At 70.2% G+C, this 14,904-nt stretch carries 14 protein-coding genes; 5 read left to right on the top strand and 9 right to left on the bottom strand.

The window, feature by feature from the left end; genetic code table 11:
• The first annotated feature begins 8 nt into the window (after window positions 1-8).
• From OHA55_RS00645 to OHA55_RS00630, 4 genes are read left to right on the top strand one after another with little or no spacing between them, the layout of a single operon-like run.
• A complete protein-coding gene (locus tag OHA55_RS00645) occupies window positions 9-1,724 on the top strand; it encodes an FAD-dependent oxidoreductase (protein WP_266701714.1) in 1,716 nt (571 codons plus the stop codon).
• Window positions 1,725-1,757: 33 nt separating this feature from the next.
• Window positions 1,758-2,213: a type II 3-dehydroquinate dehydratase gene (locus OHA55_RS00640; protein WP_266701713.1), complete on the top strand. Its 456-nt coding sequence runs from the start codon at window positions 1,758-1,760 to the stop codon at window positions 2,211-2,213.
• On the top strand, window positions 2,210-3,076 hold the full coding sequence (locus OHA55_RS00635) for a shikimate dehydrogenase (protein WP_266701712.1): 867 nt from the start codon (window positions 2,210-2,212) through the stop codon (window positions 3,074-3,076). Before OHA55_RS00640 ends, OHA55_RS00635 begins: the two co-directional genes overlap by 4 nt.
• Window positions 3,077-3,089: 13 nt before the next feature.
• A complete protein-coding gene (locus OHA55_RS00630) occupies window positions 3,090-4,901 on the top strand; it encodes a bifunctional sugar phosphate isomerase/epimerase/4-hydroxyphenylpyruvate dioxygenase family protein (protein WP_266701711.1) in 1,812 nt (603 codons plus the stop codon).
• A gap of 111 nt (window positions 4,902-5,012) precedes the next feature.
• Here OHA55_RS00630 and pcaD read toward each other — a convergent pair whose 3' ends face one another.
• The 6 genes from pcaD to OHA55_RS00600 form a co-directional block, all read right to left on the bottom strand.
• Window positions 5,013-6,149, bottom strand: a complete 1,137-nt coding sequence (gene pcaD, locus OHA55_RS00625) for a 3-oxoadipate enol-lactonase (RefSeq protein ID WP_266701710.1) — start codon at window positions 6,147-6,149, stop codon at window positions 5,013-5,015.
• Window positions 6,146-7,492 carry a 3-carboxy-cis,cis-muconate cycloisomerase gene (pcaB, locus tag OHA55_RS00620; RefSeq protein WP_266701708.1) on the bottom strand — a complete coding sequence of 449 codons (1,347 nt, stop codon included), beginning with the start codon at window positions 7,490-7,492 and terminating at the stop codon, window positions 6,146-6,148. Before pcaB ends, pcaD begins: the two co-directional genes overlap by 4 nt.
• Complete coding sequence (pcaG, locus tag OHA55_RS00615; RefSeq protein ID WP_266701706.1) at window positions 7,492-8,097, bottom strand: protocatechuate 3,4-dioxygenase subunit alpha; 606 nt, start codon at window positions 8,095-8,097, stop codon at window positions 7,492-7,494. Before pcaG ends, pcaB begins: the two co-directional genes overlap by 1 nt.
• Before the next feature lie 6 nt (window positions 8,098-8,103).
• Window positions 8,104-8,877 (bottom strand): protocatechuate 3,4-dioxygenase subunit beta, encoded by a 774-nt coding sequence (pcaH, locus tag OHA55_RS00610; protein WP_266701704.1) that lies wholly within the window; start codon window positions 8,875-8,877, stop codon window positions 8,104-8,106.
• A 65-nt stretch (window positions 8,878-8,942) separates the two neighbouring features.
• Window positions 8,943-9,683 carry a CoA transferase subunit B gene (locus OHA55_RS00605; protein WP_266701702.1) on the bottom strand — a complete coding sequence of 247 codons (741 nt, stop codon included), beginning with the start codon at window positions 9,681-9,683 and terminating at the stop codon, window positions 8,943-8,945.
• Window positions 9,683-10,438, bottom strand: coding sequence for a CoA transferase subunit A (locus OHA55_RS00600; protein ID WP_266710373.1), 756 nt, complete (start codon window positions 10,436-10,438; stop codon window positions 9,683-9,685). The genes OHA55_RS00605 and OHA55_RS00600 overlap by 1 nt, the downstream gene beginning before the upstream one ends.
• Window positions 10,439-10,665: 227 nt before the next feature.
• Between OHA55_RS00600 and OHA55_RS00595 the strand changes: the two genes are divergently transcribed.
• Complete coding sequence (locus OHA55_RS00595) at window positions 10,666-11,130, top strand: MarR family winged helix-turn-helix transcriptional regulator (protein ID WP_266701700.1); 465 nt, start codon at window positions 10,666-10,668, stop codon at window positions 11,128-11,130.
• A gap of 224 nt (window positions 11,131-11,354) precedes the next feature.
• Here the strand turns inward: OHA55_RS00595 and OHA55_RS00590 are convergent, their stop codons facing one another.
• The 3 genes from OHA55_RS00590 to OHA55_RS00580 all read right to left on the bottom strand — a co-directional run bounded on the left by OHA55_RS00590 (window position 11,355) and on the right by OHA55_RS00580 (window position 14,794).
• On the bottom strand, window positions 11,355-11,837 hold the full coding sequence (locus OHA55_RS00590) for a MarR family winged helix-turn-helix transcriptional regulator (protein WP_266701698.1): 483 nt from the start codon (window positions 11,835-11,837) through the stop codon (window positions 11,355-11,357).
• Between the two features lie 102 nt (window positions 11,838-11,939).
• The gene (locus OHA55_RS00585) at window positions 11,940-12,923 is read right to left on the bottom strand and encodes a GNAT family N-acetyltransferase (protein ID WP_266701697.1); all 984 of its coding nucleotides are present in this window, start codon (window positions 12,921-12,923) and stop codon (window positions 11,940-11,942) included.
• A 659-nt stretch (window positions 12,924-13,582) separates the two neighbouring features.
• Window positions 13,583-14,794 (bottom strand): cytochrome P450, encoded by a 1,212-nt coding sequence (locus tag OHA55_RS00580; RefSeq protein WP_266701695.1) that lies wholly within the window; start codon window positions 14,792-14,794, stop codon window positions 13,583-13,585.
• Between the last annotated feature and the right edge of the window lie 110 nt (window positions 14,795-14,904).

The following is a 14,904-nucleotide window of genomic DNA, read 5'->3' as shown; positions in this document are numbered from 1 at the left end:
ACCACATCATGACCGACCACTGGGACCATCACGTCGACCTGCTCGTCGTCGGGTCCGGGGCAGGCGGCCTGGCCGCCGCTGTCGTCGGCGCCCAAGAGGGCCTCGACGTCCTCGTACTGGAGAAGACCGAGTGGCTCGGAGGTACTTCCGCGTACTCGGCCGGCACGGCCTGGATCCCCGGACACCGCCACCAGGACGACCCGGCGGCCGACAGCGCCGCGGCACGGGACTATCTGGACACTCTCGTGGGCAACCGCGCCCCCAAGGGGCTGCGGGAGAGCTACCTCACCCACGCACCTCGAGCCATCGACCATCTGGAACGGATGGGGATCGGATTCTGGCACTCGGCGACAGCCGTCGACTACCACCCCGAGATACCGGGCTACGGAACGGGACGGGCCCTCGAACCCCACACCTTCGACGGACGGCGACTCGGCAAGAAGCACTTCCGCCGCGTCCGGCGTCCGGTCAGGGAGTTCGCCCTCTTCGGCGGCACCCTCATGGTCCGCCGCGCGGAGGTCGACGAACTGCTCACCATCTTCAGGGGATCGGCGACCGGCATCGTCACCGCGCTGCGCTTGGGCCTGCGTTGGGCAGCCGACATGCTCGGCTGGCCCCGTGGAACCCGTCTCACCATGGGAAACGCCCTCACAGCCAACCTCTACCACCAGCTTCTGGCTCGCCGCGGCGTCGTGTGGTTCACGGCCCGCCCCACCGAAGTGGTCGCCGACGAGACCGGACGCGTGGTAGGTGCGGTGGTGACGAGCCGGGGGCGGACCGTCCGCATCGCCGCCCGTGCCGGCGTAGTCCTCGCCGGCGGCGGGTTTTCAGCCTCCCCCGAATGGCGTGCACGTCACCTGCCCACCCCCACGGCGCAGTTCACTCGCGCGGCAGAGGGAGCCACCGGCGACTCGATGGATCTCGCCCGGACGGCCGGCGGTGCGCTCCGTGAGTCCGAAGGGGGCAACGCCCTGTGGTTCCCGAGTTCTCTGGGCCGCCGCAGGGACGGTTCCACCGCGGTCTTCCCCCATATCTGGGACAGAGCCAAACCAGGGATCATCGCGGTCAACTCGGCGGGACGCCGGTTCGTGGACGAGTCCGTCTCCTACCACCGCTTCGTGCGCGCCATGTACGAAGCGCACGCGTCCGTACCCACGATCCCGGCCTGGCTCGTGACCGACGCACGGTCCCTGGCCGCCCACGGACTCGGCATGATCCGCCCGCACACCTCGGCCCCCTTCCTTGAACGGCACCTCCGCTCCGGATACCTGCGCAGCGGCCGGACGGTCCGCGAGCTCGCGGCCGCCATCGCGGTCGATCCCGCCGGTCTCGCCCGGACCATCGCCGACAGCAACCGCTACGCCCGGACCGGGGTCGACGAGGAGTTCGGAAAGGGCGGGCACCCGTACGGCCACCAGTACGGTGATCCGGACCACAGCCCGAACGTCAACCTCGGCCCGATCGAGCGGGCCCCGTATTACGCCATCGCCGTGGTGCCGACCCCACTGGCGACCTCGCTCGGCCTCAGAACCAGTCCCGAGGCGCAGGTGCTCGACGAACACGACCAGCCCGTCCGGGGCCTGTACGCCTGTGGCAACGACGCGAACTCCCCGATGGCGGCCGAGTATCCGGGAGCCGGATGCCAGATAGGTGCCGCGCTCACCTTCGGATACCTGGCCGCTCGCCACGCGGCCCGCTCACTTCCACGCCCCCACCAGCCCTGATCTTCGCCCACTTCCTCGCGTCAGGGAGAGACCGTGCCGTCACCGCCCCGCGTACTGGTCCTCGACGGACCCAACCTCAACCTCCTCGGCGTGCGTGAACCCGAGCTGTACGGCTCGGACAGCCTGGCCGATGTCGAAACCCTCTGCCGGCAGACCACCGCGCGCCACGGACCGGAGGCGTACTTCCTCCGGAGCAGCCACGAGGGCGCGCTCATCGACGCTGTGCACAGCGCGCGTAGTGGGGCAGCGGGAATCGTGGTCGACGCCAGTGGCTGCACCCACACGTCAATTGCTCTGCGGGACGCGCTCGCGGCGGTGGAGCGCCCTGTCGTCGAGGTGCACATCACCCACGTCCAGCGGCGAGAGGCGTACCGGCGACGGCCGTACGTCGCAGAGGTGGCGGACGCCACGATCGCGGGCGCCGGGATTCACGGCTATGCCCTCGCACTCACTCACATCGCCCATCTCCTGGAGAAGAGCGCAAGGTGACCTCGTCCCCTCCCTCGTACCTCGTCGGGCTCATCGGTGCCGGCATCGGGTCTTCCCTCAGCCCCGCACTCCACGAACAGGAGGCGGAACAGCACGGACTGCGGCTCGTCTACCGCACGCTCGACCTGGACACACTCGGCCTCGGCGCCGACGACGTGGGCGAGCTCGTCCGCACCGTGGGCAAGCTCGGCTACGACGGCCTCAACATCACGTATCCCGGCAAGCAGACCGTCATCCCGCACCTCGACAGCCTGTCCGAGGACGCCCGCGCGCTGGGCGCGGTGAACACCGTGGTGTTCGACGCCGACGGCAGCTCTCGCGGGTACAACACCGACTGGAGCGGCTTCGCCGAGTCGTTCGCGCGGGGCATGCGGGATGCCCCCACCCGGCGGGTCGTGCAACTCGGCGCCGGCGGCGCCGGGGCTGCGGTGGCACACGCGATGCTCACGCTCGGGACGGGGCGGCTCACCGTGATCGACGCCGAACCGGGCAGGGCGTCCTCCCTTGCCGCCGGACTCGCCGCCCGCTTCGGCACAGACCGGGCGGGCGCCGTGTCCTGGAACGAGGCAGCCCCGCTCCTCGCGGCAGCCGACGGCCTGGTGCACGCCACCCCGACAGGAATGGCCCATCACCCAGGGCTGCCACTCGCCGCGGAACTGCTGCATCCCGGACTCTGGGTCGCCGACGTGGTCTACCGCCCGCTGGATACGGAACTGCTCCGCCTGGCGCGGGCGCTCGGCTGCCGCACGCTGGACGGCGGCGGCATGGCCGTCCACCAAGCCGCCCACGCCTTCCGGCTTTTCACCGGCACCGAACCCGATCCCGACCGGATGCTCGCCCACTTGGCCACCCTCGTCGCCTAGGCAGGAGCCCCACATGCGCACCTCCATCGCCACCGTCTCCCTCAGCGGATCCCTGACCGAGAAGCTGGACGCCATCGCCCGAGCCGGGTTCGACGGAGTGGAGATCTTCGAGAACGACCTGCTCGGATGCCCGCTCTCCCCGGAACAGGTGCGCGAGCGAGCAGAGCAGCTGGGCCTCTCCATCGACCTCTACCAACCCTTCCGGGACTTCGACTCGACCTCCCCCGAACGGTTGCGGGCCAACCTGCGCCGCGCCGAGCACAAGTTCCGGCTGATGAACCGCCTGGGCACCGACACCCTGCTCGTCTGCTCGAACGCTTCCCCCGACGCGGTCACCGACGACGACCTCGCCGCGGAACAACTGCGGCAACTCGCCGAACGCGCAGCCGACCACGGCATCCGCATCGCGTACGAGGCCTTGGCGTGGGGGCGGCACGTCGACACCTACCTGCACGCCTGGCGCATCGTCCGGGCTGCCGACCACCCGAACCTCGGCACCTGCCTCGACAGCTTCCACATCCTGTCTCGCGGCTCCGAACCGGAAGGTATCGAGGCCATTCCCGGCGACAAGATCTTTTTCCTCCAGCTGGCGGACGCACCACTCCTCGCCATGGACGTGCTCCGGTGGAGCCGCCACTACCGCTGCTTCCCCGGCCAGGGCGGGTTTGACCTCGCGGGACTTCTCGCGAACGTCCTGCGCACCGGCTACACGGGGCCGCTCTCGCTGGAGGTCTTCAACGACAACTTCCGGCAGGCCGACACCGGACGGACCGCCGTCGACGCGAAGCGATCGCTGACGGTCCTGGAGGAGTCCGTCGCCGACATCCTGTCCACCGGCTCTCCCCTGCCCCGTCCCGGCCAGCCCGGCGGGTTCGCCTTCGCCGAGATCGCCACACCCGATCCCGAACGCCTCGGCTCACTGCTCAGCGCCCTCGGCTTCGCCCACACCGGGCGGCACGGCACCAAGCCGGTCGAACTCTGGGAACAGCGGGGCGCCAGAATCCTCCTCAACCGTGCGGTTCCCGAAGCCGCCGGCAACGGCTCCACCTCCCTGGTGGCACTCGGGCTGGACACCCCCGACCCGGAGCTCTCGGCCGCGCGCGCCAGAGCGCTGCTGTCACCCGTACTGCCCCGGGACCGGGCTCCCGACGAGGCGTCGCTCGACGCGGTGGCGGCGCCGGACGGCACCGCACTGTTCTTCTGCGACTCGACCGAGCCGAGGTGGCGCGAGGACTTCTCCCCGACCGTCCCGAGGGGCGGCACGCCCGGTTCCGTCCGTTCCATCGACCACGTGGTGCTCGCACATCCGTGGGACCAGTTCGACGAGGCCGCCCTCTTCTACCGAGCGGTCCTCGGCCTCGATCCGCACGAGAGCATCGAGGTCGCCGACCCGTACGGACTGCTGCGCAGCCGTGCCATGACCAACAGGGCAGGCACACTGCGGCTGGTCCTCAACATGGCGAAAGTGGGCCCGCGCGGCCTTCCGGGCCAGCACATAGCCCTCGCGGACGACGACATCCGCGCGACCGCCCGCCGACTCCGGGACCTGCCGTACACGGAGACACTGCCCATACCCGACAACTACTACGACGACCTGCGGGCCCGCTTCGACCTCGGCGAGGAACGCCACCAGGAGCTCCGCGAACTCGGGCTGCTGTACGACCGGGACGAGCACGGCGAGTTCTTGCACCTGTACACCGTCACCGTCGACCGCGTCTTCTTCGAGCTGGTCCAACGCATCGACGGATACCAGGGCTTCGGCACGGCCAACGCCCCCGCCCGGCTCACCGCCCAGCACGCGCCCGCCCCCGCGCCCGCTGAGTGATGAGAAGGCCGAGTGCCCATCGGCGTCCCGTCGGAGGCTGCGTCCCGGAGCATCGGACCCGGAGCACGGGGGCGGGCGGGACCGTGTGACCCCGCCACGCAGCCGGCCGGTTCACGTGCGATGCGCGTCGTCCTCCGCCAGCACCCGTTGCGCCGTCGCGAAGGCCGAGTTGGCTGCCGGCACCCCGCAGTAGACGGCCGTCTGCAGCAACACCGCGCCGATCTCTTCCGGGGTGAGTCCGATGCGTCGGGCCGCCCGTACGTGCATCGCCAACTCGTCGTAGTGACCGTGCGCCACCAGCGCGGTCATGGTGACCATGCTGCGCTCACGGCGCGTCAGCGTGGGATCCGTCCAGATCTCGCCCCAGGCATAGCGGGAGATGAAGTCCTGGAAGCGGGCCGTGAACGGTGTCTGCCGGGACTGCGCGCGGTCGACGTGCTCGTGTCCGAGCACCTCCCTGCGTACTTCCACCCCGCGCCGGGCCGGTCCGGAGAAGTGGGCCCGCAGCGCCGTGAGGACGGCCTCCGGCCGCTCGGCCGGTGCCAAGTGCGAGGCGCCGGGGATTTCGACGAGAGCCGCGCCCGGCACGGCGTCCGCGATCTCCCGCAGATGCGCCGGGGGTGTCGCCGGGTCCTCACGCCCGGCGACGGCCAGGACGGGGACGGAAATCTCGGGAAGGCGGTCGCGCAGGTCGAACGAGCCCAGTGCGTCGCAGCAGGCGGCGTACGCCTCGGGCGCTGCCTTTCGGCAGTCGTCCACCAGCCGGGGCACCGTGAAGCCAGGCGTGAACCAGCGTGTGTTCGCCGACCCGGCAAGCCCGGCGAGACCTTCGCGGCGGACCAGTGCGGCGCGCTGCTCCCACCGCTCGGCTCCGCCGAAGTGGGCCGACGAGCAGATGTCGGCCAGGGCGGACACTCGCTCGGGGTGGTGCAGGGACAGGTGCAGGCCCACCGCCCCGCCCAGCGAGACCCCCGCGTAGGCGAACCGCTCGATGCCGAGCGTGTCGGCAAGGGCCAGGACCAGTCCCGCCAACTCGCCGACCGTCGCACCCCGGCCGATCAGTCCGGCTGTCGTGTCCGGATCACCCCCGTGCCCCGGCAGATCCCAGCGCACGACCCGGTACGCGGTGGACAGCTCGGGAGCGACCTTGTCCCACAGGGCGTGGGAGGTGCCCAGCGAAGGGCCCAGGATCAGTGGGGGTGCGGAAGCCGCGCCTTCGACGGTGTGGTTGAGCAGGGTGGTGGTCAACGTCGCTCCAGGGCGCGGTCGGTGAGGGCTCCCGCGGAGCCGGTGTACCGGGTGGGGTCGGTCGGCCCGCTGAGGTCGACGCTGGTCAGGTCCGCTTCGCGGCTGAGGAGTTCGGCCAGGGAACGGCCCTCGGCGTGTGTGCGCGCGGCGGCCTCGGTGAGGAGTTCCTTCGCGCGGTCGCGGCCGAGGACGGGAGCCAGTTCGGCGGAGAGCCGCTCGGAGACGATCAGCCCGTGGGTGAGCGAGAGGTGCTCGCGCATGGTGTCCGGGTGCACGCGCAGGCCCTCCGCCAGGTCGGCGGCGTCCCGTGCGGCGCCGCCCGTCAGCCGCAGCAGGTCCCTCAGGGGCTCCCACTCCGCGTGCCACGCCCCCGCCGGTCGTTCGTCCTCGGCCACCATCGCGCCGTACAGGGTGGCCGCGAGCTGTGGCGCCCGCCTGGCGGCAGCCGCGACCAGGGTGGCGCGTACCGGGTTCGCCTTGTGCGGCATGGCGGACGAACCTCCGCTTGTTCCCTCGGAGACCTCGGCGATCTCGGTGCGGGAGAGCGTGAGGACGTCCGCGGCGAGCTTGCCCAGCCCGCAGGCGGTGAACGCCAGAGCGCCGGCGAGGTCGGCGACCGGCGTCCGCAGAACGTGCCAGGGCAGCGGCGGTTCGCCGAGCCCCACCTCCCGGGCATAGACCGCCGGGAGCGCGGTCGCGTCGCCGGCTCCGAATGCCGTGAATGCCGCCAGTGTTCCGGCGGCGCCGCCGAGCTGGGCGGGAAGCGTCTGACGAACGGACGACACCCGGTCCCGGGCGTCCAGCACCAGTGACCGCCATCCGGCGGCCTTGAGGCCGAACGTCGTCGGTACGGCGTGCTGGGTGAGTGTGCGTCCCGGCATCGGGGTATCGCGATGGGCGGCGGCCAGGCGGGCGAGAGCCCGCTCGCAGCGGCCGAGGTCGGTGAGGATGGGATCCAGAGTGCGGGCGGCGACCAGCATCATGGCCGTGTCCATGATGTCCTGGCTGGTCGCACCCCGGTGCACGTACGACCCGTACGGATCGCCGACCGTCCTGGTGAGCTCCGCGACGAGCGGGATCACCGGGTTGCCGCCGTCCCGGGCACGCTCGGCGAGCCCCGGGAGATCGAAGCGGTCGGGGTCGGCGGCCTCCGTCACCGCGGGCACGGCTTCCTCCGGTGCGAGCCCCAGCACGGCCTGCGCCCGGGTCAGTGCCTTCTCCGCGTCGAGCATCGCCCGCAGGAACGCGGTGTCGCCCGTCGAGGAGGCGGCGGGGGAGCCCGTCCAGCCCGGGGCGAGGAGGCCGCCTTCGTGCCCTTCGCCTCCCACGGTGTCGGCGGACATCACGTGAATTCCAGGAAGACCGTTTCGCCTTGTCCCTGAAGGCGAATGTCGAAGCGGTACGTGTTGTTGCCTTCGTCCTCGGCGATCAGCGTGCCGCGTCGCTCGTCGCCCAGCCGGGACAGCAACGGGTCCGCGGAGAGCGTCGCTTCGTCACCGGGCAGGTAGATCCGGGTGTACAGGTGGACGAGCAGGCCCCGTGCGAAGACGCACACGCTCAGGTGCGGCGCGCTGCGGCCCCGTGTTCCGGGCCGCAGCGTGCGCGCGGTCCAGTGCCCGTTCGTGTCGGTCTGTATCCGCCCGAACCCCGTGAACTCCACGCCGTTGCGGCCGACGAAGCCTCCGGTCGCCGGGTCGCGCCGCATGGAGCCGTCGACCTGGGGTACTTCGCCGTCCGGGTCCGGGCCCCACAGCTCCACGAAGGCGTCCGGCACCGGTTCGCCGTCGCCGTCGCGCACGTAGCCCCGCAGGGCGATGGTGTCCGGGTGGCCGACGGGCGCGATGTCGCCTCCGCCGGGAAAGGGGAGGGCATGGCCGTAGAAGGGCCCGACCGTGTGCGAGGGGGTGGGCAGCACGGTCTCCGGACGAGCGGTGTCGATTTTCGTCATGGCGGATCAGCGCCCCTCTTCCATCCAGGTGGCCCGCGGTCCGTCGAGCACGATGTCCCAGTGGTAGCCCATCGAGAACTCCGGGACCGAGAGGGCGTGGTCATAGGTCGCGACGAGCCGCTGCCGGGCCGCGTCGTCCGTCACCGACTGGATGATCGGGTCGTAGGGGAAGAGCGGATCTCCGGGGAAGTACATCTGGGTCACCAGCCGTTGGGTGAACGCCGTGCCGAACACGGAGAAGTGGATGTGGGCCGGCCGCCAGGCGTTGAGGTGCTGGCGCCACGGGTACGGGCCCGGCTGGACGGTGGTGAAGCGGTAGCGGCCCTCGTCGTCGCTCAGGGTGCGGCCCACGCCGGTGAAGTGGGGGTCGAGCGGGGCGTCGTGCTGCTCGCGCCGGTGGGCGTAGCGACCTGCCGAGTTGGCCTGCCAGATCTCGATGAGCTGCCCGCGGATCGGGCGCCCGTCGCGGTCGAGCAGCCGTCCCCCGACGGTGATGCGTTCGCCGATCGGCTCGCCGAGGTGTTGGCGGGTCAGGTCGTTGTCGATCTCCGTGATGTCCCGCTCACCGAACGCGGGGGAAGCCAGTTCCACCATTTCCGGGTCCTTGGAGGCGTCGATGGTGACCAGTGGCCGCCGCGGATGGCGCAGTGCCGAGGAGCGGTAGGGGGCGTAGTCGCGGCGCGGGTGGTGCTCGACCGGGGCACCGCCGGCGAGCCGCTTCTGGTAGGCGGCGCGCTCGGCCGCCATCTCCTGGTCGATGTCGTACTGGGTCAGCGGCATGGGTTGCCGAACTCCTTCGTCCGGATGCGTCGAATCGTGGCTTCGGTACGAAACGCTGAACGGGCTCACGTCGTGCGGGGCCCGGCACTCTCTGCGGGTCGGGCACGCTCTGCGGGTTCGGAACGCTCTCCGGGTTGGGCACGCTCTCCGGGTTGCGCACGCTCTCCGGGTCGGGCCGCGGAGCGGACCTTGGCGGCGGTCTTCGCGAGGATCTCGTCCACGGTGACGCCGGGCGCCCTCTCCACGAGCGTCAGCCCGTTGCGGGTCACCTCCAGGACCCCGAGGTCGGTGATGATCCGGTTCACGCACGCTCTGCCTGTCAGCGGCAGCGTGCACGCGTCGAGGATCTTCGGGGCGCCGTCCTTCGTGGTGTGCGTCATGACCACGATGACGGAGCGGGCGCCGTGCACGAGATCCATCGCTCCGCCGATGCCCGTGATCATCTTGCCGGGGACGGCCCAGTTCGCCAGATCCCCACGTGCGGAGACCTGCATGGCGCCGAGGACGGCGACGTCGATGTGGCCGCCCCGGATCATGGCGAACGACAGGGACGAGTCGAAGAAGGACGCCCCCGGCAGGACCGTGACGGTCTCCTTGCCCGCGTTGATCAGATCCGCGTCGACCCGCTCTTCGGCCGGATACGGACCGGTACCGAGGATGCCGTTCTCCGACTCGAGAATCACCTCGACGTCCACCGGGAGGTGGTTGGGAATCAGCGTCGGCAGTCCGATCCCCAGGTTGACGTACTGGCCGTCCTTCAACTCGCGGGCCGCGCGGGCGGCCATTTCCTCGCGTGTCCAGGCCATCAGCCGCTCACCGTCCGCTTTTCGATCCGCTTGTCCGCCGCCTGTTCCGGCGTGAGGGCGACGACCCGCTGCACGAAGATGCCCGGCAGGTGAACCGCGTCCGGATCGATCTCGCCCGTCTCGACGAGTTCCTCGACCTCGGCGATCGTGATGCGCCCGGCCATCGCGGCCAGGGGGTTGAAGTTCCGCGAGGACTTGTTGAACACGAGGTTTCCGTGCCGGTCGCCCCGTGCTGCCCGTACGAGGGCGAAGTCGGTCCGGATGCCGCGCTCCAGCACGTACTCGGTGCCGTCGAAGTCGCGGACCTCCTTGGGCGGCGAAGCCAGAGCGATCCCGCCCTTTCCGTCGTAGCGCCAGGGCAGTCCGCCGTCGGCGACCTGCGTGCCCACACCGGCAGGGGTGTAGAACGCGGGAATCCCGGACCCGCCGGCGCGCAGCCGCTCGGCCAGCGTCCCCTGCGGGATCATCTCGACCTCCACCTCGCCGGCCAGGTACTGGCGGGCGAACTCCCTGTTCGCGCCGATGTAGGACCCCGTCACGCGCGCGATCCGGCCCGCCGCCAAGAGCTTCGCGAGTCCCGAATCCAGCGCCCCGCAGTTGTTGGAGACCACGCCCAGCCTGCCGGTGCCGCGCTCGTGCAGCGCATCGATCAGCACGGTCGGAACGCCACTGAGCCCGAATCCGCCGACTGCCAGCGAGGCCCCGTCGGGCACGTCCGCCACCGCCTCGGCCGCTGTCGGCACCACCTTGTCCATCGCCACGGTCCCTCTCTTGTGTCCAAATTAGTCAGTGCACTGAGTAACTGGGAGGTTCGTACGCTGCCACGTGGTCGAGGGGGAGTCAAGAGGTGCAACTGGGCAGCGGAACTGAGTGAGTTGGTCGATGCAGCCGATCTACGCCGCACGTCGCCTGCTACTGTTCAGTGCACAGATGGATTTCCGTGACGGGCGGCCGGTGTGGCGCCAGGTTCCGAGGAGCGCAGATGGCGGCGGTGGACCTGACGTCCCACCCGGGGCACCTTGCCCGGCGGCTCCAGCAGGCACACCACCTGCTGTGGAACGCGATGGTCTCCGAGGAGATCACGTCGCCTCAGTTCGCCGTACTCAACACGCTCGTTGCCGAATCCGGACTTGACCAGCGCACCGTGGGGGAGCGGGTCGGCCTCGACCGCTCCACCGTCGCCGAGGTGATCAGCCGGCTCATCCGCCGCGGATTCCTCGACAAGGTCCGTGACCCGCAGGACGGACGGCGCTTCCTCCTGTGTCTCACCGACGCCGGACGACGTGCCCACCGCAAGCTGACCGTACGTACGGCGCGGATGAACCAGGTGTTCTTCGCGCCGCTGACCCCCGAGGAGCAGACTCTGTTCCTGCACCTCGCCCAGCGTGTCGCCGACGCCGCCGCCGGACTGCGCTCTCCCGTGGACCCCGTCGCCACGAGATCCTGACCAAGGTCATTCCTTGTGCCAGGGGCCGGCACTTTCCCGCCGCGACCGGTCCCCGAGCTCGTCGACCTGGGGCGTTGAGCCGCACCGGGTCGGGGAGGTGCGTCGTCGGGCGGCGGCTGCGGAGCATCGGCCTGCTCGCCCCGGTGCACACGGGCTGGGCCAGGTCGCCGCGCCCTCGGTTCGGGCACCGACGCGGGTGACCGTCCCGGCGCCGACTCCCTCCGTCAGGCGCGCTTCTTGCGGCGTTGGGCGGCGGAGGGGACGAGTGTGCGCAGACGGTCGCGCACGGCGGTGAGTCCGTCCGAGAGCGCGTCGAGCTGACTGTCGTCGAGTACGGAGAACATGCCCTGTTCGACGACTTCGACGTGGCCGGGCAGCACGCGTTCGAGAGTGGCGTGTCCGGTCTCGGTGATGACCGCGGTGACGGAACGTTCGTCGTCCGTCGAGGGGACGCGTTCGATCAGGCCGGCGTCCTCCAGCAAGCGCCCCTGATAGCTGAGGCCGCTGCGGCTGTGCACGGTGCTGTCCGCGAGATCGGTCATGCGCATACGGCCGTCGGGGGCCCCGGCGAGGCGGGCGAGCAGGACGAACTGCAGGTAGCTGATGCCGCCGTCGCGCTTGGTCTGCTCCTCCATGAGCGCCTGGAGCAGGTTGGCCGCCTCGATGAACGCGAAATACGTCTCGTTGCGGCGCGCCGGCGAGTCCATGTGCTCTCCCTGTTCGCTTCGACCTCGAATCATCCTATCGTTGCGAGTCTTTGCCGTACGTCGGTCCCTCGGGGGCCTCCTCGCCCGGGCTCCCCCGGTCGATCAAGCGAGCGGCTTGCGGTAGCGGACGTACTCGTTCTGTCTCCGGAACCCCACGCTCTCGTAAAGATCGTAGGATCGGTGCGGATTTGCCGTGCCCGTGAACAACCTGGCAGTCGTCGCACCCTGCTCGCGAAGGCTTCGCAGCCCGTCCAGCAGCAGGATCCGGCCGATTCCGAGGCGTCGCTGGTCCGTTCGGACACTCAGCTCTTCGACCTCGCCCACGGTGTGGTCGTGGCCCCGGATGGAGCAGAGGGCCACGCCGAGCATGTCCTGCCCGTTCCAGGCAGCCCTCCAACATGCCGGGTTGGCGGTGGCGACAAAGTCCTGGAAGGACCATTTCTGAGTGAAACCGGTGTCCGCATACGAATCGACGACCGTCCTCCAGGCCGCGCGGTAGTGGCCGGTCCCGATCGGCCCCGTCCGTATCCCGGCAGGGAGTTCACTGCCCGGCTCGGGCAACTGCTCCAGATCGCCCAGCTCCAGCTCGACCAGACCGAAGACACGTCGGTAGCCGGCTGCGAGCAGAAGCGCCGTGGCGTCCTGCTCGGAGATCATGGCGTTCGCACCGATCACTGCGGTCCGCGCCGTGCCATGTTTCTCGACGAGCCGGCGGATCCGCTCTTCGGCCCAGCGCAGCATGGCTGATCCGATGCCCTGGTCGCGATGCTCGGGCAAGAGGTAACCGCGGTGCAGGTACAGCCACGTTTCGTCTCGCTCCTGCCACCACCGGACCGTCGAGTAGCCGACGACGCTCCCGTCGCGCACCACCAGAACCTGGTTCTTGGACGGCTCGTCCAGCTTGGCAGAGGCTTCGGCGATCTCGGCGGCCGTCGGGAGCCCTTCCACAACAGAACGGGCGTCGACCCGGTCCCGTTCGGCACATTCCAGCCGCACCGCGGCCATGGGGCCGTGGTCCTCGTCGCCCCGATACGGCCGGAACCCGAAGCCGGCTGGGAGGCCATGTCCTGGCGTGTCATCCGACATGATCTGATGATCTCGAACTTTGAGGCAGGTCCGCCACCCTGTTCATGATTCATGCCGCGGTCGTCTGCGGCCGTTCCACGAAGTTCCTGAATTCGAGGTTCGCTCCACGCGGTGACGACGCGGCGGAGGCCCACGTCGCGGATGAGCTGGGCGCAGGGACGAGGTCGGGACGCTCGTCCGGCGCGGGGTTCCGTACTTCCCGTGGAAGTCGCCCGGTCGAACCCTGGCGGGGTCGAACCGCTGTCCGGGACGACGCCCGTCTCCGCTCCTTCTCGTCCATGCGGTGCGTAGAGGTCGCGGCGGCTCAGGGCGACATCGCCCGAGCAGGCGGTCTCCGGCGCGAGACCGCCTGCTCGGGCAGCGGCAGGCGTCGCAGATGGCGCGGCGCGGTGCCGCGGGAAACGGGCACGACCGGCAGACCGGTGGGGCGTGCGGTGGACCGGCCGCACAACTACCGGGCCACCGGCCGCACGACTACCGCGCTACCGGCCGCACAACTGCCGGGCCACCGGCCGTGCAACTACCGCGCCACCTGGGACGTACTTCTTGGCCCCGGCAGCGGAATCCGGCACCATCACAAGATCATGGCCACGGATGGCTCCCCGGCGTCACCTCGGCTGCGGGCCCGACCCGTTCGTCACGGTCCTGGTGGGGGCGGGCTAGCACGCACTTCCGTTCGGCCGTACCCGGAGGGACGCAAGGGCGCGTCCGACTCCGGGTAGCCACCCAGGAGCCTCGTCCGGTGCGGCGAGCTCCATCCGGGGGAGGCGGCGCAGGACCGACTCGAAGGCGACGTGCGCCTCCAGACGTGCCAGGGCCGCGCCCAGGCAGTAGTGAATGCCATGGCCGAAGGCCAGATGGGGATTGTCCGTGCGCTTCAGGTCGGGCGTGTTCGGCTCCGCGAACCGCAGAACGTCGCGGTTTCCCGCTCCGTAGACGACTTGCACCGGTTCACCGGCCGGCAGCATGACGCCGCCGAGCTCGACAGGTTCCAGCGTGAAGCGCAACATGCCGACATCGACCGGCCCGCAATAGCGCAGGAACTCCTCGACCGCCTGCGGGATGAGCGTGGGGTCGGCCCGCAGCGCCGCGGCGGACTCGGGCCTCCGCAGCAGGTGGTACATCCCCTCGGAGACAAGGCCGGATGTGGTTTCCAGGCCGGCCAGGAGAATGCTGAGGGACAGGGCGACCAGCTCCTCGTCGCTCAGCCGTCCCGATCCGTCGTCGCGTACCGTGATCAGCTCGGACAGGAGGTCGTCACCGCCGTCCTTGCGCTTCGTCTCGATGAGGTCGCTGATGTAGCGGATGAGCCCGCGCGCACTGTCGACAACGACGGCCCGCTGGGGGGTGGCCATGCCCTTGGCCCACACCTCCCAGTGTCCGTGGTCCTCGGTCGGCACTCCCAGCAGTTCGCAGATCACCTGGAGGGACAGGGGGTGCGTGAAGTCCTCGATGAGATCGACTTCGCTGTCGCCCGCGGCCAGGCCATCGACGAGGAGGTCGGTGATCCGCTGCACGCGGGGGCGCAGTGCGTTCACCCGGCGAGGGGTGAAGCCCCGTGAGACGAGCCGGCGCAGCCGGGTGTGATCAGGAGGATCGCTTGTCCCCAGTGTGTACAGGAGGTAATTCTGCACGTCGGGCGGGAGCCCGGTCGCCGACTCGACGTCGAGTCGTGTCTGCTTGTTCGGGTCGATACTGAAACGGGGGTCGGTGAGCACGGTGCTGATCTCGGCGTGGCCGGTCACTATGTGCAAGGGTGTTCCGTCCAGGTAGCGAGCCGACCGCACTCGTGGTCCCCGGCGCAGCTCCTCGAAGGCGGCCTCACGGTCGGTCGCGTAAAGGATTTCGGCGAGTTCCAGCTCCATCTGCATTCCCCCTCGTGTGTTCACACCCCGGGCAGGCCGGAGTCGGCGCGTGGCCTTTGACGATGATGGTGAAGTCTGGACGGTGTCGCGGTGTCGCGTATTTTCTGTGGGCCGCC

Source organism: Streptomyces sp. NBC_00102 (genome assembly GCF_026343115.1).
Taxonomy (GTDB): domain Bacteria; phylum Actinomycetota; class Actinomycetes; order Streptomycetales; family Streptomycetaceae; genus Streptomyces.
This window is presented reverse-complemented; position numbering and strand designations above follow the sequence as displayed.

Coding starts and splice junctions, on each gene's coding strand:
- OHA55_RS00605 (WP_266701702.1), bottom strand. CDS start 9,683: ATGGCCTGGACACGCGAGGAAATGGCCGCCCGCGCGGCCCGCGAGTTG.
- OHA55_RS00590 (WP_266701698.1), bottom strand. CDS start 11,837: ATGGACTCGCCGGCGCGCCGCAACGAGACGTATTTCGCGTTCATCGAG.
- pcaB (WP_266701708.1), bottom strand. CDS start 7,492: ATGTCCGCCGACACCGTGGGAGGCGAAGGGCACGAAGGCGGCCTCCTC.
- OHA55_RS00630 (WP_266701711.1), top strand. CDS start 3,090: ATGCGCACCTCCATCGCCACCGTCTCCCTCAGCGGATCCCTGACCGAG.
- OHA55_RS00645 (WP_266701714.1), top strand. CDS start 9: ATGACCGACCACTGGGACCATCACGTCGACCTGCTCGTCGTCGGGTCC.
- pcaH (WP_266701704.1), bottom strand. CDS start 8,877: ATGCCGCTGACCCAGTACGACATCGACCAGGAGATGGCGGCCGAGCGC.
- OHA55_RS00585 (WP_266701697.1), bottom strand. CDS start 12,923: ATGTCGGATGACACGCCAGGACATGGCCTCCCAGCCGGCTTCGGGTTC.
- OHA55_RS00600 (WP_266710373.1), bottom strand. CDS start 10,438: ATGGACAAGGTGGTGCCGACAGCGGCCGAGGCGGTGGCGGACGTGCCC.
- pcaG (WP_266701706.1), bottom strand. CDS start 8,097: ATGACGAAAATCGACACCGCTCGTCCGGAGACCGTGCTGCCCACCCCC.
- OHA55_RS00595 (WP_266701700.1), top strand. CDS start 10,666: ATGGCGGCGGTGGACCTGACGTCCCACCCGGGGCACCTTGCCCGGCGG.
- OHA55_RS00580 (WP_266701695.1), bottom strand. CDS start 14,794: ATGCAGATGGAGCTGGAACTCGCCGAAATCCTTTACGCGACCGACCGT.